Here is an 18,886-nt window from a genome sequence, read left to right as displayed (position 1 = left end):
TTCATCTTTAGCGTGTAATGGAAGTCATCGCGTAAGTAACTGTACGCCTTCACTTTTAGGACGGGTGACATCACTCCGGCGTCTCTGTGTCCTGCGTACAACACCGGATCGTTTTCAGTTATCTGTGTCCGCTCAGCAACAGCATTTCAGCAGAATCCGTCTATAGTCCAACCATCGAATTTGAACGGAACGGCGCTCGCACCTGCTAAGCGAACCAAGGTTGGGGATTTGGAAATGAAGAAGATTTTGCTTGCTCTGACCGCGGTTGCGGCTTTGACCGGTTCGGCCTCGGCGGCCGATCTTGGGGCCCGTCCGTATGTGAAGGCTCCGGCGCCCGCGCCGGTCGCCAACTGGACCGGCTTCTACATCTTCGGCGGTGCCGGCGGCGGGCTCTGGAACGCGGACAGCAACGTTCAGAGCACTGGTGTTGTCGGGCCGTTCGGCGCCTTTGGTGCGGCAGGCACTGCGCTGACCCGCGATCAGCGTTTGGGCGGTAGCGGCTGGTTCGGAACGGTCGGTCTTGGTTATGACTGGCAGTTCACCCCGAGCTGGGTGGCGGGCGTCTTCGCCGATGGTCAATTTGGTGACATTCGTGGTTCCCTCAGCGATCCCTTCAATTTCGTTGAAGGACGCGAAAAGCTCCGGACCAGCTACGCCGCTGGCGTCAGGCTCGGTTATTTGGTTGCCCCGAACGTTCTTTCCTACGTGAACGCTGGTTATTCCGGATCGGAATGGTCTGGCACCAGCCTGTCCACACTGGCTGCCGGTGGAGGCCCGACCGTCCTGAATACGTCGTCTTTCCGGCGTGACGGCTGGTTCGTGGGCGGCGGTGTTGAGAACAACCTCAACATCTTCGGGATCAGCGCCCCTGGTTGGTTCATGAAGACCGAATATCGGTCCGCCTTCTACGATCGGATCAGCTTGCCTGAGACCTGTACTGTTGCCGGTTGCGGTGTTGTTGCGCCGTTTGGCACGGCCGCCACCTTCAAGCCCTGGGTCCAGACCATCAGCACCTCGCTGGTCTATCGCTTCAACTGGAGCGGCCCGGTCGTCGCGAAGTACTGATCTGGTCTCAAGACCAAACGTCAAAGCCCCGGCATCGTCCGGGGCTTTTTCGTTGTGATCTCCTCACCGTCAATGACGTTCCTGCATGAGCCGGCGCCCCGCGTGTCAATCGCGGCCCATTGTATCGGAGCCGAAGCTACGGCTAGTCTGCGTCCAAGTTTTCGCGGGTGCGCGGCAATCGTTCATGCCGCGTCGCGACAGAAGCGGACTGATGGGAGGAACGCATGCGCAGATTTCTGCTGATCGCAGGCCTGTTTGCGACTGCCGTCGGGCTGCTCTGGATCGGACAAGGCACGGGCACACTCGCCTGGCCGCGATCGAGCTTCATGGTCGACCAGCTGCAATGGGCTGGCTATGGCGCAGCCATGGCCGGCTTCGGGCTGGTGCTGATCTGGCAGAGCAGCCAATAGAACAAACCAGGACAAGAAAAGGTAGTGAGAGCATGACATCCAGCCGATTCGACCTTCGCGGCAAGGTCGCTGTCGTAACAGGGGGCAACGGCGGCATCGGGCTTGGCATGGCCCGCGGCCTTGCCGACGCCGGAGCCGACATCGCCGTGGTGGGACGCAATGAAACCAAGTCCGCCGCAGCCGTGGCCGATCTCAGACGGCGCGGCGTGAAGGCGATCGCGATCACCACCGACGTGACCGACAAGGCCGCCGTGGCGGCCATGGTCGACCGTGTCGTCAGCGAGCTCGGCCGGATAGACATCCTCATCAACAATGCCGGCATGAGCATCCGCAAGCCCCCGCACGAACTCGAGCTCGACGAGTGGAACAAGGTGATCGACACCAACCTCACCAGCGCCTTCGTCTGCTCGAAGCTGGCCTATCCAGCCTTGAAGGCGTCCGGCAATGGCAAGGTGATCAATATCGGCTCGATGATGTCGATCTTCGGCGCGAGCTTCGCGACCGCCTATGCGGCGAGCAAAGGCGGCATCGTGCAGTACACACGCGCCTGCGCCAATGCGTGGGCGCTCGACAACATCCAGGTCAACGCCATCCTGCCGGGCTGGATCGACACCGACCTCACCCGCGGCGCACGACAGCAGGTCTCAGGGCTGCACGAGCGCGTGCTGGCGCGCACGCCTGCAGGACGTTGGGGCGACATCGACGACTTCGCCGGCATCGCCGTGTTCCTCGCATCGCCCGCCTCGAACTTCGTCACCGGCACCGCGATCCCGGTCGACGGCGGCTTCTCGGTGATGGCCTGAGGCGGGGGTCCTGCCCGCATCCACCGACGCAAAAAAGAAGCCCCGGACCATGCCGGGGCTTTGAATTTAGGCCGTGCTTTTTTTGATCGTTGGTCGCGTTGCGTCGACGTGCTCAGTAACGGGCGATGGTCGGGGCGTCGAACTTGTAGCTCGCGCGCACGACCGCCCACTGGAGGTCGCGCGGCTTGGCATCGAAGGTGTAGTTACCCGAGGTGCCGCCCAGCTGATAGGTCTGGCTGCCGAAGGCCGCGTAGTTGTATTCGAGGCCAACGATCCAGTTGCGGGTGACGCCGTATTCCCAGCCGGCGCCGACGGTCCAGCCGTTGGCCCAGTGGGTCTGTCCGCCCGAGCCCGACACACCGACGGTGTCGCTGACCGACAGACGGTTGTTCGCGCCGGCATAGCCACCCTTGATGTAGAAGAGATTGTTCTGCACGGCAAAGCCAGCGCGGCCGACGATGGTCGCGAGCACGTTGGTACGCCAAGAGAACACGTCGTCCGCGGCGCCAAACACGTTGTTTACGACCGTGCCCTTGTTGTCGAGGCCGGAGATCGTGCCTTCCATGCCGAACACGTAATTGTTGGCCTGCCAGTTGTAGCCGATCTGGGCGCCGCCCATGATGCCCGACTTGCGCTGGCGGAAGCCTTCGCCCGGCGAAAGATCGCCGAACGGCGCGCCGGTCCCGTTGTTGATGAACTGCTCGTTGGTCCACGCGCCGCCGATGTGGCCGCCGACATAGAAACCGGTCCAGTTGAACAGCGGCTCGACATAAGCGGGCGCCTTCGTGTAGCGCGCACGGAGATCGGCGGCGGAAGCTGCGCCGGTCGAAACCAGAGCGGTCGTGCAGGCGAAGGCGGCAATCAATTTGTTACGCATGGTAGACCCCGTGTCCCTTTGATGGGGCGCACGCTCTCAGACGGCCCTTACTAAAATTGAAATCAACACGGTTAATGTGGCGGATGAGCACACGCTGCGCCATGAATCCATTTGCGATGTTGCAGGCGTGCAACGTACCGTGCGTCATTTAATGCAGCGTTATCCCTACCCAGGTCTTACGCTACGATGGCGGCGCCGCCTTCGACTGCACATGCTCGGGCCGAACGCCGAGCGCAAGCAGGCGCGCCGGAATGCCCTGCAGCCAGGGCAGCGCAGTGATGAGGCGCACGATCAGCGGCACCTTCAACGGCCGGTCACTGCCCAGCAAGGCGCCGCTGATGATGTTGTTCTGCACGACGACCTGCATTCGCTGCGTCATCTTCACCGGGAACTCGCGCCGGCGTCGCACCGCATCGAGCTCGTTCTCCGAGGGACAACCGTGCTGCAGCTTATCCGCCAGCAGGTTCGCGGTTGCGACCGCATCCTGCACGGCGAGATTGACGCCGACGCCGCCGATCGGCGACATCGCGTGCGCGGCGTCGCCGATGAGAAGCAGGCCGGGCCGCGTCCAGCGCGTCAGGCGGTTGATCGCGACGGTGAGCAGCTTGATATCGTCGAAGCTCTTCACGTCCGCGATGCCGCTTTTCAGGATCGGCGCCATGCGCACGACGTCGTCGAGCAGCGCCGGCAATCCCCCCGCCTTCACCGCATCAAATTGCCCCTTGGCGATGACGTAGGCGCATTGCCAATAGTCGCCGCGATCGAAGGTGATCATCATCTTGCCGGGCTCGACGCGCGCGAACACATTCTCCGTCTCGTCTGGTCTGCGGCCGGCGCGGAACCACAGCACGTCCATCGGCGCGCCGATCTCCTCGACGGCAAGGCCGGCGCGCTCGCGCACGGTCGAATGCCGGCCGTCGCAGGCAATGGTGAGATCCGCCTCGATGTCGATGATGCCCTCAGGCGTCCTCGCCCGCACGCCGGCGACCGTCTCCCCGCGGCGGATCAGATCGACCGCCTCCGTGCTCATCATCACCTTGAGCGAGGTAAAGCGCCGGCCGGCCTCGCGCAGGAAATTCAGGAAGTCCCATTGCGGCATGAAAGCGATGAAGGGGTACTTGGTGTGGAGCCGGCTGAGATCGGCGATGCGCACTGGCGTGCCACCGAACATGCCATCCATCTTCTGCAAGCGCTGATGCGGCAGCTTCAGGAAGCCGTCGATCAGGCCGAGTTCGTCCATCACTTGAAGCGTCGAGGGATGCACGGTGTCGCCGCGGAAATCGCGGAAGAAATCCGCATGCTTCTCCAGTACCACGACATTGATGCCGGCGCGGCCCAGGAGATAGCCGAGCATCATGCCCGCTGGCCCGCCGCCGACGATGCAGCAGCGGACCTTCATGGTCCGGTTTGGTTGTTGGTCGGATGTCATGGCAGCCGCGATCCGCGATGTGAGTATCGAGGAAGATATGCCTGATGATACTAACGCGATCCAGGCCGAGTTCAGTCTCAATTTGCAGGCAAAAGCTCACCGCGACCGCTTTGCTGCAGCAAACAAGCGCCAAATAAAAAAGGCCCGCAGAGCGCGGGCCTTGGGTGAAAACGGGATGGACCTATTTCTGGTCCTCGTTGCTGGTCCCGGTGCCTGGACTGCCGATCGGCAACCCATTGGTCGCATGACCGACACCCATGTTCCGCTCGGCTTGTGCTGCTGACGGCGTCTTACTATTTGCGGTTGGGGCCTGAACGTTGGGGTTGACCGGGCCGGTATTGGTGTTGACGTTGGCCCCCGTGGTGGTGCCATGCGTCCCCATCCCTGAGGGAGCCGATGGCCCGGAGTTGGCGCTGTTGGGTGACGTGCCTACCCCTGCACCTGAGCTGGCCCCCGATCCGGCGCTGGCGCCACCGGCGCCGCCCGCCGCACCACCGCCCGCTTGGGCAAAGGCAGCCGTCGAAAGTGCAACGCAAGCGATCGGTACGAAGATGGATCTGCGGATCATGGATCGTCTCCCTGGTTTGACTGACAATCCAGGTCAGCAGGAGTTGTTCCTCTCCCGTCGCAGCGACGAAGACGCTCAATTATTGCTGCGGTTCGCGCTGCGAAAGCTCTTGATCTCCGACACGCTGCCGTCGCGGTAGGTCAGCTCAACCGAGACGGACTGCGTTGCCGGGGCGAGCTTCATGTAGAGCGGCATGCCGGCGCTGATCGCGCTGGGATCGCGCATGTCGCAAGGAGGCATCTTCAGCACCTGGTTCGGCACGGCGGTGTCGATACCGATGCGCACCTCGCGAATGGCGCAGCGGTAGGACACGAGATGCGTGTAGTAGACCAGCAGTCCATTGAACTCGCGGAATGACAGCCAGCTTGTCGCGGTCATGTCGAGGATCTTGCGCTGGTCGCGGATCAGCGCGGCCTCGGGATCGAATCTGATCGGGAACGGCCCCTGCATCTCGCCGGACTGATCGACATAGCGGACCTCGATGGTGCCGGCTTGCGCATCCGGCGGCAATTCGACCGACGGGTTCGGCATCCGCTTGCGCGTGCGCGGATCGAGCGTGTCGATGAAGCCGGTTTCGCGGAAATCGCCCTTGCCGGCCATGCGCCAGGAGACGCCGAGCGTCGGATCGGCGAAGGAGAACACCACGCTCCAGCCGCCATTGTGCCGCGAGAAGCTCGCGATCGGCGCGTTGGTGGTCTCCTCCTTCGGCAGGTGCGGCGCCGATACCGGCGGCAGCGCGGCGAGCTTCTGCGGCGGCGGATCGTCCGCGCGCGCGGCGGCATCCTTGGCGAGGCCGCTAAGGAAGACGTCGTCGACCATCTGATCGAAATAGACCGGCACCTGCTTGTGCTTCACGGTATCGGCCATCTCACTGACGGCACGGCGGGTGCGCTGCGCCACCTGCACGAGGTTCTCGCCGGGCTTGAGCAGCTCCCTGGCGAAGGTGCGCGTGAACACTGAATTGGGGTTGGCGTCGTCGTTGGAGAGGCGATCGAGCGCGGTCTGGCGGGGACCTGCCGAAAACACCGAAAACACGCCTTCCGGCAGTTGCATCATCGGCGCGAGCCCGCCGCCACCGGCGACGGCGCGGGTTCCTTTGCGCTCGAACGGATTGTTGCGGCAGGCGTCGAACACCAAGATGGAGGTCCGCGCCCTCTTGTTCTGAAGGCGCTCGACGATGCGGTCGGCCAGGATGGAGGCGTCGCGCACGAGTTCTTCCTGCCCTTGCGTTGCCGCCGGAACGTCGGTCGGCAGCAAATAGTTCTGGCCCGCGATCTCGAAACCGTGGCCGGCATAGAAGAAGAACGCGGTATCGCCGGGCTCGATCGCCTTGTCAAAGGCGAGCAACGTCTCGGAGAATTGCTGCCGGTTCTGATTCTCGGCGACCATCACCGAGAAGCCGAGTTGCTTCAGCGTATCGCCCATGGTGCGTGCGTCGTTGACGGCCTTGAGCAGCTTCGGCACGTTCCTGTAGTCGTTGTTGCCAATGACGAGCGCGACGCGCTTCTCGGCATGCGCGGGAAGCGCGAATCCGCTGAGGCCCGCCGCGAGGCCGAGTGCCGCCAGAATTCTGAAGAGCCGACGCGTCATTGAAATATTCCCGTTGCAGGACGGCCCTCCGCCGGCCTTCCTCGAAAGATCGTCCATGGGAAGCCAAGCCGTTGATGGGATAGTCGGTCCAGCCATCTCGAGGGTTCAAGGGCCTCGGCCCCAATTCCATCATCGGTCCTATGGCAGATCCCGCTGGAATCTGCTCTTCCTTTGCAGTGTTCCTGGGTAATCCCATTGGAAGCGAGGGGCTATCGTGTATCGCTGGTGCACTGACGAGGTCGAGCCGCATGACCGCTTCGACTATTGGCGCGAGGTGCGCGCCAAGGGTCTGTTCGGCGTCACCGCCGAGCTCGAGCGCGAACGCCGCGCCGATTTCTTAGGCGAATTCTCGCTGCGCCAGCTTGGCGGCGCCAGCCTCGTCGAGCTGAAGGCGTCCGCCTACACGGTCGAGCGTAGCGCATCCGACATCGCCTCCGCACCGGGCGACGCCATCTGCGTCTACCAGCAGCTCGGCAGCGGCGGCTGGTTCGGCGGCATGCGCGGCAGCGACTTTGCGTCGCAAACGGCAGCTTTGCCACCAGCCATACCGACCTGCCTTATCGTACCGCGCCGCTCGGCGCAGGCGGCTTCCATTTGCGGATCCTGAAGATCCCGGTGAGCAACATTCCGGCGCAGGACAAACGCATGCGCGAGCTTGCACCGCGAACGTTTGACGATCCCACCCTGGCGCTCCTGCTCGGCACCTGCTTTGCCGATCTCGACGATGTCGCCGGCAATGACGGCTGCTTCGACGCCGCCCCCCTGATGCAGGCCTCCCTTGTTCAGGCTCTGGCCCACTTGGCGCTGATCGAGCGCGGCATCGTGCGGCCCGGCAGCCGCCGCGGGCAGGCCGCGCTGCGGACCGCCCGTCTGTCGCAGGCCCGGCGCCTGATCGCGCGTCACCTGCAAGACCCCAATCTCGCGCCGACGATGGTGGCCGACTGGCTCGGCATTTCCGTGCGACACCTGCACATGCTGTTCGCGACGGCGGAGAAGAGCTTCTCGCAGACGATGACCGAAGAGCGGCTGAAAGAGAGCCGCCGCCTGATCCGCGAGGCTCCGGAGCGGCTGATTGCCGACATCGCGGCCGCCTGCGGCTTCGAGAGCTTGGCGACCTACTACCGAGTCTTTAACGCTGCCTATGGCATGGCCCCAGGCGACTTCCGGACCCAGGTTCGGGCGCGGCATTAGCCGCCGTTTGCCGGCTCTGGTCGGTCCGCCGCTTGGCCGGAAAACCGCAGCCGCGCCCGCTATTTGGGCAAAAACCTCAGGTTTTTTAGGGTCTTCCCGCGCCCGCTCCATTGACTTTGGCGGATTCCTGCCTATGTTCCGGGGCGACGCGGCTCAAATCGAAGATCGATTCTCGAGCCTGGCGCTTTGTTCGCGTGAGTCAGCACCCCCAGCTTCTTTGAGAGCGCGCCGTTTCGGGGTGGAACGCGACAGCCTTTTTACCCTCGATTCCGAACGGCGGTTTCGACCAGAGGCTCAATGTCCTTCACCAATCTCGGACTATCCGAAAAAGTCCTCGCCGCAGTGGCGGCCACCGGTTACACCACCCCCACTCCCATCCAGGAACAGGCGATCCCCCACGTCCTCGCACGCAAGGACGTGCTCGGCATCGCCCAGACCGGCACCGGCAAGACCGCGGCCTTCGTGCTGCCGATGCTCACCATCCTCGAAAAGGGTCGAGCCCGGGCGCGCATGCCGCGCACGCTGATCCTCGAGCCGACCCGCGAACTGGCGGCGCAAGTGAAGGAAAACTTCGACCGTTACGGCGCGGGCCAGAAACTCAACGTCGCGCTTCTGATCGGCGGCGTCTCGTTCGGCGACCAGGATGCCAAGCTGACGCGCGGCGTCGACGTGCTGATCGCAACGCCGGGCCGCCTGCTCGACCATACCGAGCGCGGTGGCCTCCTGCTCACCGGCGTCGAGCTGCTCGTCATCGACGAGGCCGACCGCATGCTGGACATGGGCTTCATCCCCGACATCGAGCGCATCTGCAAGCTCGTCCCGTTTACGCGGCAGACCCTGTTCTTCACCGCGACCATGCCGCCGGAGATCCGGCGCATCACCGAGGCCTTCCTGCATAATCCGCAGAAGGTCGAGGTCTCCAAACCCGCCACGACGGCCGTGACGGTCACGCAGGCCCAGGTGCCCGCCGGGCGCGAGGCGCACGAGAAGCGCGAGCTGCTCCGCCGCCTGCTGCGCGAGGCCAAGGATCTCAAGAACGCGATCATCTTCTGCAATCGCAAGCGCGAGGTCGCCGTCGTTCACAAATCGCTTCAGAAGCACGGCTTCAGCGTCGGCGCCCTGCACGGCGACATGGACCAATCGGCCCGCACGGCCGCGCTCGAACAGTTCCGCAAGGGTGAGTTGCCGCTCTTGGTCGCCTCCGACGTCGCCGCTCGCGGCCTTGACATTCCCGAGGTCAGCCATGTCTTCAATTTCGACGTCCCCCACCACGCTGACGACTACGTCCATCGCATCGGCCGTACCGGCCGCGCCGGCCGCACCGGCACGGCGATTTCGATCGTGACACCGCTCGACCAGAAGTCGATGGCGGCGATCGAGAAGCTGATCGGCCAGAGCATTCCGCGCGCCGAGGGCGACTTCGAGGTGCACGGGAGCACGACCGAACACAGCGAGCGCCCGCGCGAGTCTCGTGGACGGGACCGCGAGCGCTCCCGTGGCGGGCGGGGCAAGCCGCGTCGCGGCCACGAGCCGCGTGGCGACGCGCCGCAGCCCTCCGAGGGAAGGCCTTCGGTCGATGCAAGCCCCGCGGCCGAAGCCCGGCCCGCTCGCGAGCCAAGGCCTGCACGCCAAGCGCGGCCTCCCCGCGAAGCACGGCCGTCATCTGAGCCGCGTCACGGCGCGCGCCAGCAGGCCAATCCGTCGCATGTGCCCTCGATCGGCCGTCCCGAACCGCGCCGGCAGCGGGAGGCCGACGCCGAGCCGGGCGATCACTCGCATCTGCCGGCATTTCTGCTGCGGCCGGTTCGCTCCCCCGCCGGAGCCTGAAGCACGACGCGCGCTTTTGGTTTCGGTTGAGGAAAAACGCCCACACCTTTTTCGGATGCATTGGCGAACGTATATTTACGGGGCGTTCACGATCGTCCGTTAGCCTACGAACATAATTTAAGCATTGCTGCGGTCGAGAGCGCACCGACCGCTGCGGGGTATGTTCCGTGGTCAAGGTTCTCGACGAACACGAACGCACGATGGCGTTCGCCGAAGTGGCGCTCGGCCAGATTCGATCGCTTCGGCAGACGGCAATTCCGCGCAATTACGAGATCTGGTACGTCTACGCCACCGGCTACAACGCACCGCTCAATAAGATCATCAACGAGACGCTGGCGCGCAACGGCAAGCTGACCGAAGCCGATCTCGAGCAGATCTACGAGACCTATCTATCCCATATCAAGACCACCGACCGCATCGACAAGGTGGGCGCGCGCGTCATCGGCGAGATTGACGACGTGATGAAGGTTCTCGGCGATGCGCTCGGAATGAGCGGCGCCTACGACGCCAGCCTGTCGGGTGCGACCGAGAAACTGTCGTCGGCCAAGGGCCGCGACCAGATCAAGGCGATCGTCGAGACGCTGCTGCGTTCGACCAGCGAGATGCGCGAGGCCAACAAGGCGCTGGAAGGCCGCTGACGCTGTCGAGGAACGAGATCAGCAATCTCCAGCAGAGCTTGGAGGCGATCCGCGCCGAGAGCCTCACCGATCCGCTCACCGGCCTCGGCAACCGCAAATATTTCGATCGCATGATCGGCATGGCGGTGCAGAGCGCGCTCGCCTCCGGGGAGCCGCTGTCGCTGCTGCTGTTCGATATCGATCATTTCAAGTCGTTCAACGATTCCTATGGCCACCTCACCGGCGACCAGGTGCTGCGCCTTGTCGGCTTGTCGCTGAAGCAGACCATCAAGGGCCAGGACATCACCGCGCGCTATGGCGGCGAAGAATTCGCGGTCGTGCTGCCCAACACGGCGCTGCGCCAGGCGCTCACGGTGGCCGATCACATCCGCCGCGCGGTGATGGCGAAGGAACTGAAGAAGAAATCGACCGGCGAGATTCTCGGCCGCGTCACGATCTCCGTGGGCGTCTCCATGCTGAGGGAGGGCGACGACACCGAGGCCCTGATCGAGCGTGCAGATGCCTGCCTCTACGCCGCCAAGCGCAACGGCCGCAATCGCGTGATCTGCGAGGCCGATCCGGAATACGCGCAGGAGACGCACAGCCGGGTGGCGTAGGTCTAACGCCTCTGTCATTCCGGAGCGCATCTCTTGGACGCGCCCCCCCGAGAGTTACGCGTTCCGCTTGGCACGCTTGCGCATCGCAACCTTCTTGAGCGATCTTTTCGACGAAGTTTTCTGGCCGGGCTTTCCGGCGGGCGCCTTGGCAGCTTTGCTGACCTTCTTTGCGTTCGGCCGCTTCTTGACCTTGGCGCGCTGGGCGGCAGCCAGCGCTGCCCTCGCCCATTCTGCCAGCTCCTCGGAATCGTCGAACAAGCGCGCGGGCAACTGCCAGTAGGAGTTCACTGTGACTGTCTTGGCGCGGGTCGAGTATTGGAACGGCTTTGAGCCTTCCGCCTCGAAATTCGGGATCGTCATCTCGTCCGCGCGGAAGAACAGCCCGGCGCGCAAGGACAGCGCGAAGTTGATGCCGTCGGCGGAGATGCCGTAGCCGGAAAACATTTTGCGGATCGTGACCGGGCCGAAATCGGCGAACAGGTCGATCAGGAATTCGCGGTCCATGCCCAAGCTGCCTCCCCAATGTGGTCAACCACAGGATCGCGTTTGGCGAAGGCTGGCAACTGCCAGCGCGCGCGACAACCACTTCCTCTGGGCATGGGTCCCGGGCTTGGCCGGGAGGACAATAGCGAAAGTCGGGCTTATCCGTCGATCTTCGCCGGCCGCAGCTCGACCGACTCGCCGCAGCCGCAGGCGGAGACCTGGTTGGGGTTGTTGAAGACGAACTGGGCCTGCATTTTGTCGGCCTTGTAGTCCATCTCGGTGCCGAGCAGGAACAGCACGGCCTTGGGGTCGACCAGTATCTTGACGCCCTTGTCCTCGACGACCTCGTCAGTCGGCCGGATCTCGTGGGCGTATTCGACCGTGTAGGACTGGCCGGCGCAGCCGCCGTTCTTCACGCCGACGCGTAGGCCGACGATGTCGGAGTCCGCGCGCTGGGTCAGCTCCGTGATCCGCTGCGCCGCGGCATCCGTCAGCCGCATCACCTGCGGGCGCGGCCGCCGGGGCTTTGGTGTCGAAGCTGGTGTCGAGCCTGACGAGATCTGGGTCATGTTAGCTATGTGGTCCGTTGCGAAGCGAATTCAATGCGAGCTGAGACCGTCACCACATATTGAGCACGAGGCGCGCCTCGTCGCTCATGCGCTCGGGCGACCACGGCGGGTCCCAGACGACCTTGACGTCGACCACGCCGACGCCGGGAACGCTGGCGACCGCGTTCTCGACCATGGTCGGCAGCTCGCCGGCAGCCGGGCAGTTCGGTGTCGTCAGCGTCATCTGCACGTCGACCGAACGGTCGTCCTTGATCTCGACCTTGTAGATCAGGCCGAGCTCGTAAATGTCGGCCGGGATTTCCGGATCAAATACGGTCTTGAGGCCCGCGATGATCTCGGTGGTCAGACGCTCGGTCTCCTCCGGCGGCAGCGCCGAATGGGTCTCCATCGGATTGGCTTTGATTTCGGCCGTGTCACTCATGCGAACAAATCCCGCGCCTTCAGAAGCGCTTGTGCCAGATGATCGACTTCTTCCCGCGTATTATACATGCCGAACGACGCCCGGCAGGTGGCGGTGACGTTGAACCGCTCTAAAAGCGGCATCACGCAATGGGTGCCGGCGCGCACTGCGATGCCCTGACGGTCGATCACGGTGGCGACGTCGTGGGCATGCGCGCCCTTGAGCTCGAAGGAGATCACCGGCCCCTTGCCGCGCGCAGTACCGATCAGCCGCAGCGAGTTGATCTCGCGGAGCCGGTCCTGGGCGTAGGTGACGAGATTGCGCTCGTGCGCGGCAATGCGCTCCTTGCCGATCGAATTGACGTAATCGATGGCGGCACCGAGGCCGATCGCTTCGACGATGGGCGGGGTGCCAGCTTCGAACTTGTGCGGCGGGTCGCCATAGGTGACCCAGTCCTTCGCAACCTCGCGGATCATCTCGCCGCCACCGTTGAACGGACGCATCGCTACAAGGTGCTCATGCTTGGCATAGAGCGCCCCGATACCGGTCGGGCCATAAATCTTGTGGCCGGTGAACGCGTAGAAATCGCAGTCGAGATCCTGCACGTCGACGGGCAGATGCACCGCGCCCTGCGCACCGTCGACCAGCACGGCAATGCCCCGATCGTGGGCCAGTCGCACGACCTCTTTTATCGGAACGAAGGTTCCGAGGGCGTTCGACATCTGGGTGATGGCGACGAGCTTAGTCTTCGGCGTCAGCAGCTTCTCGAACTCGTCGATCAGGAAATTGCCTTCGTCATCGACGGGCGCCCATTTGATGACCGCGCCATGGCGCTCCCTGAGGAAATGCCAGGGCACGATGTTGGAATGGTGCTCCATGATCGAGAGGACGATTTCGTCGCCCTGCTTGATGTTCGGCTCGCCCCAGGACGACGCCACGAGGTTGATGGCCTCGGTGACGTTGCGGGTGAAGATGATTTCTTCTGTGCGGCGGGCATTGACGAATTGCGCGACTTTTGCCCGCGCGCCCTCATAGGCCTCCGTCGCCGCATTGGCGAGGTAATGCAGGCCGCGATGCACGTTGGCGTATTCGCTCGTATAAGCCTGCGTCATGCGGTCGAGCACGGCGCCGGGCTTCTGCGCCGAGGCGGCGTTGTCGAGATAGACCAGCGGCTTGCCGTAGATCTGCATGGCGAGCGCGGGAAAATCCTGGCGCACGCGCGCAACGTCGTAGGCGCCGTTCTTGACCGCCGGATGCGTGCTCATGACCGGCGCTCCAGCCAGCGCTCGGCAATGCCGATCACGTGCTCGCGCAAGCCGTCGTCGGCGATCTGCTCGATCGCCTCGCCCACGAAGGCCTGGATCAGCAGCGCCTGGGCCTGCTTCTCCGGCAGGCCGCGCGCCTTCAGATAGAACAAGAGGCTGTCGTCCAGCGCGCCGGCAGTGGCGCCGTGGCCGCAGGAGACGTCATCGGCAAAGATTTCCAGTTCGGGCTTGTTGTCGGCTTCCGCCTCGTCCGAGAGCAGCAGCGCGCGGGTCATCATCTTGCCGTCGGTCTTCTGCGCATCGGGACGAACGATGATGCGTCCCTGGAATACCGAATGAGCGCGATCGTCGATCACGGCGCGAAAAGTCTCGCGGCTGACGCAGTTCGGCACGGCGTGGTCGACGACCAGTGTGGTGTCACCATGCTCGGTCTTCTTCAAAAGATTGACGCCGTTGACGGAGAGCTCGCTACCCTCGCCCGCCAGCGTGATGAAGCCCTGCAAGCGGCTGACCGCCGCGCCGCTGGTCATGTTGAAGAAGTTCAACTTCACATTGGCGCCCACCGTCACGAATTGCGAGGTGACGTTCACCGCGTCAGGCGCATCGTCCATCAGGCGAATGTGTGCAACATCGGCGTCGTCGCCAACCGTCACCAGCACGGCATCGTTGACCTGGTAGGCCTTGCTACCTGCCGCAACGAAGCTTTCGACGATGGTGGCGCGAGCGCCCTTCCCGATCGCAACCTGCGAACGGGTGAAGCTCGAGGCGGAAGCCGCGGTTGCGATGTGGATGATCTGGATCGGCGCGGACAGCCGCGCACCGTCAGCGATCGACAGCACGACGCCGTCGGTTGCCAAGGCGGCGTTCAGCGCGATGACGGCATCGGTGGACGCCGTGTTGAGGATACCGACATCGGTCTCCAGCATCTCCCGCAGGGTCTTGAGGCTCGTCTCGGAGCCGAGCGCCTTCACGTCGGACAGATCGGCCGCGAACACGCCGTCAACCAGCACCAGCTTGCGGGCGCCCGCGATGGCATGCGCCTTCACCGCGTCGGCGGCGCGCTTCAGCGCGGCCGCGTCGGGGCTGGCCGCCAGCGGCAGCACCTCGCCGACCAGCGCGCGCAGATCCGTGTATTTCCATTCCTCGAGCCGGCGGTGCGGCAAGCCGAGCCGCTCATAGCTCTCGAAGGCTTCGCGACGCGCCGCGATCACAGCAGGCGGACCCGGCAAGCGGCCTTCGACGCTGGCGAAGAGATCGCTCACCGCGCGGCCCTTTCCGGTCTTTGCCACAGCAACGTTCATTGCAAAATTCCTTACGCGGCGTCCTCGAACTGGGCATAGCCGGACGCTTCCAGCTCCAGTGCCAGCTCCTTGCCGCCGCTCTTCACGACGCGGCCCTTCGACATCACGTGCACGACGTCGGGCACGATGTAGTTCAGCAGCCGCTGATAGTGGGTGATGACGACCATGGCACGCTTCGGCGAGCGCAGCGCGTTGACGCCGTCGGCCGCGATGCGCAGCGCGTCGATGTCGAGGCCGGAATCCATCTCGTCGAGGATGCACAGGCTGGGCTCGAACAGCGCCATCTGGAGCACCTCGTTGCGCTTCTTCTCGCCGCCGGAGAAGCCGACATTGACGCCGCGCTTAAGCATGTCCTGCGGGATGTTCAGCGCCTTCGAGACCTCGCGGACCTTCTTCAAAAAGTCCGGCACCATCAGTTCGCTCTCGCCGCGAGCCTTGCGCTGGGCATTGAGTGCGGTACGGAGGAAATTCATGGTGGTAACACCGGGAATTTCGACCGGATACTGGAACGCCAGGAACACGCCTTTGGCGGCGCGCTCGTCGGGATCCATCTCCAGGAGATCCTCGCCCCTGAACAGGATCTGGCCGTCGGTGACCTCATAGCCGGGCTTGCCGGCGATGACATGGGAGAGCGTCGACTTGCCGGAGCCGTTCGGCCCCATGATCGCGTGCACCTCGCCCTCGTTCACGGTCAGCGTCAGCCCGTGCAGGATCTCACGCTCCTCGACACGAACCTTCAGGTCTTTCACTTCAAGCAAAGGCATTGTTGGTGTCCAGTCTATTCAAATGAGGCATGGAGCGCCTAAGCGCACCGCGAGGGTCGGTGTTAACCGACCGACCCTTCAAGCGAGATCGAGATCAGCTTCTGCGCTTCCACCGCGAACTCCATCGGCAGTTGCTGAAGCACATCCTTGACGAAGCCGTTGACCACGAGGCCAACCGCCTCTTCCTGCGAGAGACCGCGCTGGATGCAGTAGAACAGCACGTCCTCGGAGATCTTCGACGTCGTCGCCTCGTGCTCGAACGTCGCCGAGGAGTTTTTCGCCTCGATATACGGCACGGTGTGCGCGCCGCATTTGTCGCCGATCAGCAGGGAATCGCAGGCGGTAAAGTTGCGCGCGCCGGTGGCTTTGCGGTGCGCGGTGACGAGCCCACGATAGGTGTTCTGCGATTTGCCGGCGGCGATGCCCTTGGAGATGATGCGGCTCGACGTGTTCTTGCCGAGGTGGATCATCTTGGTGCCCGAATCGACCTGCTGGAAGCCGTTCGAGATCGCGATCGAGTAGAACTCGCCCCGCGAATTGTCGCCGCGCAGGATGCAGCTCGGATATTTCCAGGTGATCGCCGACCCCGTTTCGACCTGGGTCCAGGAGATCTTTGAATTGGCACCGCGACAGTCGCCACGCTTGGTGACGAAATTGTAGATGCCGCCCTTGCCTTCCGAATTGCCCGGATACCAGTTCTGCACCGTCGAGTATTTGATCTCGGCGTCGTCGAGCGCGACGAGCTCGACCACGGCCGCGTGCAGCTGGTTCTCGTCGCGCTGCGGCGCAGTGCAGCCCTCGAGATAGGAGACGTAGGAGCCCTTGTCCGCGATGATCAGCGTGCGCTCGAACTGACCCGTGTTGCGCTCGTTGATGCGGAAATAGGTCGACAGCTCCATCGGGCAGCGCACGCCGGGCGGCACGTAGACGAACGAGCCGTCCGAGAACACCGCCGAGTTCAGCGTCGCGTAGAAATTGTCCGAGGTCGGCACCACGGTGCCGAGATACTTCTGCACCAGCTCGGGATGCTCGCGGATCGCCTCCGAGATCGGCATGAAGATCACGCCGGCCTTCTTCAGCTCCGCCTTGAACGTTGTCGCAACCGACACCGAATCGAAGACCGCGTCGACCGCGATCTTGCGGCGGGCCGGATCTTCCTCGCCCGCCTTCGGCTCGACGCCTTCGAGCATGGCGACTTCCCGCAGGGGAATGCCGAGCTTTTCGTAGGTCTTCAGGATCTCCGGATCGATCTCGTCGAGCGAGCTGACCGTCTTCTTCGGCTTCGGCGCCGCGTAGTAATAGAGGTCCTGGAAGTCGATCTTGGGATAGTCGACCCGCGCCCAGCTCGGCTCGGTCATGGTCAGCCAGCGCCGATAGGCTTCCAGCCGCCACTGGAGCATCCAGGCGGGCTCATTCTTTTTCTGCGAGATGAACTCTACGGTCTCTTCCGATAGCCCTTTTGGGGCTTTCTCGGAGTCGATCAGGGTCTCAAACCCATAACGATATTGGTCGACGTCGATACGCTTCACGCGCTCGACCGTCTCTTGTACGGCTGGCATTCCATCCTCCGCTCGCGGTTTCAAGGACCGCGGTGGATCAAACTCGGACGAGTATTACGTTTATTACGATGTTCTTTGGCGGAAAGCACGCGCCTAGAATCGTTCAAGCTGTGTTTCGTCGCCTAGCTCTTAAGTAGGTTATTACCGAGCTTTCGCCAAGCCTCCAACGCCCTATTGATCTCTTCCAGTTCCGTGGACCAGCCAAGACTGAGGCGCACCGCTCCTTGGGCCACGATGGGATCGTACCCCATGGCCGAGAGCACATGGGAAGGCTGGACCCTTCCCGATGAGCAGGCCGAACCGGACGACACGGCGACGCCTGCAAGGTCGAAGCCGATCACAGCAGTCTCGGCCTTCAGCCCTGGCGCGGTGAAAAGTACGGTATTTGGCAACCGCTCCACATCGTCGGCGAAGATTGTCGCCCCGGCCGCGCGAAGCCCATTTTCCAAATGATCTCTGAGGCTTGCTATTCGCTTCAGATCCTCCGGCAGAGTCTGAAGCGCCCGTTTGACCGCCGCGCCAAAGCCGGCGATCCCCGCGACATTCTCGGTGCCCGCCCGGCGGTTGAGCTCCTGCCCGCCCCCCCGCAGGACCGGCGCCAGACCGGCGAGCCCTTCCGCCATGACCAGCGCGCCAACGCCCTTAGGGCCACCGACCTTGTGCGCAGAGAAGGTTGCAAGGTCTGCACCCACAGCCTTGATATCGAACCGAATTTTACCAAGCGCCTGGATCCCATCGACATGCAGGAGACCGCCGGCCTCATGAACGATCCGCGCAGCCTCAGCGACAGGCTGAAGAGCGCCGGTCTCGTTGTTCGCGGCCATGATGGAGACCAGCGTCGGCGGGCCAGCGTCGAGCCGGGCCCGCAGATCGTCGAGATCGACGACACCGGAGCGCGTTACCCGAAGCTGTCGGGTCCTATCGGCCGGGAACCGGCCGCCCGCAAGCACCGAGGCATGCTCGACCGCGGAGACCAGCAGTCGCTCAACGGGTCCGCCCGCCGGCGCCCGCAGGCCGGGCGACAGCGCCAGCGCATTGGCCTCGGTTCCAGCGGATGTGAAGACGACGTTGCGCGGCTGGGCGCCGATCGCCAAGGCCAGCGCGGCACGCGCCTCCTCGATCAGCCGTCGTGCCTCCCGCCCCTCGGCATGAACCGAGGATGGATTGCCGATCAGATCGTATGCAGCCAGCATCGCTGTCCGAGCCTCAGCGCGGAGCGGCGTCGTCGCGTTCCAATCGAGATAGACGCGGGTCGGCATTAAGTAATATATTACCTCACATCGCAGACGGCGTTTGCGCGATCTCGACATGGGCCGCGGGCACGCCCTTGGCAACCAATGATTTCGAATGTGCGGCCACAGTTGACGCGACCATGACGCGCTAACGTCTTGAACCCGTTGGCTGATGTTCAAGATGCTTGCTTTTTGACCCTCAGCCTATGTTAGAACGCGCACCGTCAAGTCACCGCGCGCCGTCAGCGCATCACCGCTACGCGCGCCTCCTCGCCCTTCATTCGCGCTTTCGTCGGCATCTGCCGGTGAGGCCACAATC

At 63.6% G+C, this 18,886-nt stretch carries 16 protein-coding genes and 2 pseudogenes; 7 read left to right on the top strand and 11 right to left on the bottom strand.

From position 1 onward, the window contains the following. Positions 1–234 precede the first annotated feature (234 nt). From IVA87_RS20615 to IVA87_RS20605, 3 genes are all read left to right on the top strand, one after another. On the top strand, positions 235–1,065 hold the full coding sequence (locus IVA87_RS20615) for a porin family protein (protein ID WP_247296963.1): 831 nt from the start codon (positions 235–237) through the stop codon (positions 1,063–1,065). Positions 1,066–1,289: 224 nt separating this feature from the next. Then, a complete protein-coding gene (locus tag IVA87_RS20610; RefSeq protein WP_247334748.1) occupies positions 1,290–1,475 on the top strand; it encodes a hypothetical protein in 186 nt (61 codons plus the stop codon). A 32-nt stretch (positions 1,476–1,507) separates the two neighbouring features. Beyond that, positions 1,508–2,278 (top strand): glucose 1-dehydrogenase, encoded by a 771-nt coding sequence (locus IVA87_RS20605; protein WP_247334746.1) that lies wholly within the window; start codon positions 1,508–1,510, stop codon positions 2,276–2,278. A gap of 112 nt (positions 2,279–2,390) precedes the next feature. On the opposite strand, the gene IVA87_RS20600 is transcribed toward IVA87_RS20605, so the two are convergent. Continuing rightward, positions 2,391–3,155 (bottom strand): outer membrane beta-barrel protein, encoded by a 765-nt coding sequence (locus IVA87_RS20600; RefSeq protein WP_247334745.1) that lies wholly within the window; start codon positions 3,153–3,155, stop codon positions 2,391–2,393. Positions 3,156–3,336: 181 nt separating this feature from the next. Further along, positions 3,337–4,584 carry an FAD-dependent oxidoreductase gene (locus IVA87_RS20595; RefSeq protein ID WP_247334744.1) on the bottom strand — a complete coding sequence of 416 codons (1,248 nt, stop codon included), beginning with the start codon at positions 4,582–4,584 and terminating at the stop codon, positions 3,337–3,339. Between IVA87_RS20595 and IVA87_RS20590 the strand changes: the two genes are divergently transcribed. After that, entirely contained in the window at positions 4,583–4,867 is a 285-nt protein-coding gene (locus IVA87_RS20590) for a hypothetical protein (protein WP_247334743.1), read from the top strand. The genes IVA87_RS20595 and IVA87_RS20590 overlap by 2 nt on opposite strands. A 360-nt stretch (positions 4,868–5,227) precedes the next feature. Here the strand turns inward: IVA87_RS20590 and IVA87_RS20585 are convergent, their stop codons facing one another. Next, the gene (locus tag IVA87_RS20585; protein ID WP_247334742.1) at positions 5,228–6,742 is read right to left on the bottom strand and encodes a caspase family protein; all 1,515 of its coding nucleotides are present in this window, start codon (positions 6,740–6,742) and stop codon (positions 5,228–5,230) included. A 214-nt stretch (positions 6,743–6,956) separates the two neighbouring features. Here IVA87_RS20585 and IVA87_RS20580 point away from each other — a divergent pair. The 3 genes and pseudogenes from IVA87_RS20580 to IVA87_RS20570 all read left to right on the top strand — a co-directional run bounded on the left by IVA87_RS20580 (position 6,957) and on the right by IVA87_RS20570 (position 10,994). Then, positions 6,957–7,933, top strand: a pseudogene (locus tag IVA87_RS20580) (helix-turn-helix domain-containing protein). A 297-nt stretch (positions 7,934–8,230) separates the two neighbouring features. Continuing rightward, positions 8,231–9,760, top strand: a complete 1,530-nt coding sequence (locus IVA87_RS20575; RefSeq protein WP_247334741.1) for a DEAD/DEAH box helicase — start codon at positions 8,231–8,233, stop codon at positions 9,758–9,760. 167 nt (positions 9,761–9,927) lie between these two features. Further along, positions 9,928–10,994 (top strand): annotated as a pseudogene (locus tag IVA87_RS20570) (GGDEF domain-containing protein). Between the two features lie 54 nt (positions 10,995–11,048). Here IVA87_RS20570 and IVA87_RS20565 read toward each other — a convergent pair. The 8 genes from IVA87_RS20565 to IVA87_RS20530 form a co-directional block, all read right to left on the bottom strand. Then, positions 11,049–11,498 (bottom strand): TfoX/Sxy family protein, encoded by a 450-nt coding sequence (locus tag IVA87_RS20565; protein WP_247334740.1) that lies wholly within the window; start codon positions 11,496–11,498, stop codon positions 11,049–11,051. 137 nt (positions 11,499–11,635) lie between these two features. Beyond that, positions 11,636–12,046 (bottom strand): iron-sulfur cluster assembly accessory protein, encoded by a 411-nt coding sequence (locus IVA87_RS20560; RefSeq protein WP_247334737.1) that lies wholly within the window; start codon positions 12,044–12,046, stop codon positions 11,636–11,638. A 49-nt stretch (positions 12,047–12,095) separates the two neighbouring features. Next, entirely contained in the window at positions 12,096–12,467 is a 372-nt protein-coding gene (locus IVA87_RS20555; protein WP_247334735.1) for an SUF system Fe-S cluster assembly protein, read from the bottom strand. Beyond that, entirely contained in the window at positions 12,464–13,711 is a 1,248-nt protein-coding gene (locus tag IVA87_RS20550) for a cysteine desulfurase (protein WP_247334734.1), read from the bottom strand. Before IVA87_RS20550 ends, IVA87_RS20555 begins: the two co-directional genes overlap by 4 nt. Continuing rightward, complete coding sequence (gene sufD / locus IVA87_RS20545) at positions 13,708–15,012, bottom strand: Fe-S cluster assembly protein SufD (RefSeq protein WP_247297039.1); 1,305 nt, start codon at positions 15,010–15,012, stop codon at positions 13,708–13,710. Before sufD ends, IVA87_RS20550 begins: the two co-directional genes overlap by 4 nt. A gap of 11 nt (positions 15,013–15,023) precedes the next feature. Beyond that, the gene (gene sufC, locus IVA87_RS20540) at positions 15,024–15,776 is read right to left on the bottom strand and encodes a Fe-S cluster assembly ATPase SufC (RefSeq protein ID WP_247297040.1); all 753 of its coding nucleotides are present in this window, start codon (positions 15,774–15,776) and stop codon (positions 15,024–15,026) included. Between the two features lie 62 nt (positions 15,777–15,838). Beyond that, a complete protein-coding gene (gene sufB, locus IVA87_RS20535) occupies positions 15,839–17,335 on the bottom strand; it encodes a Fe-S cluster assembly protein SufB (protein ID WP_247297042.1) in 1,497 nt (498 codons plus the stop codon). 122 nt (positions 17,336–17,457) lie between these two features. Further along, positions 17,458–18,594 (bottom strand): cysteine desulfurase family protein, encoded by a 1,137-nt coding sequence (locus IVA87_RS20530; protein WP_247297044.1) that lies wholly within the window; start codon positions 18,592–18,594, stop codon positions 17,458–17,460. Between the last annotated feature and the right edge of the window lie 292 nt (positions 18,595–18,886).

The sequence above is a fragment of the Bradyrhizobium sp. 147 genome (assembly GCF_023073935.1).
GTDB lineage: Bacteria > Pseudomonadota > Alphaproteobacteria > Rhizobiales > Xanthobacteraceae > Bradyrhizobium.
This window is presented reverse-complemented; position numbering and strand designations above follow the sequence as displayed.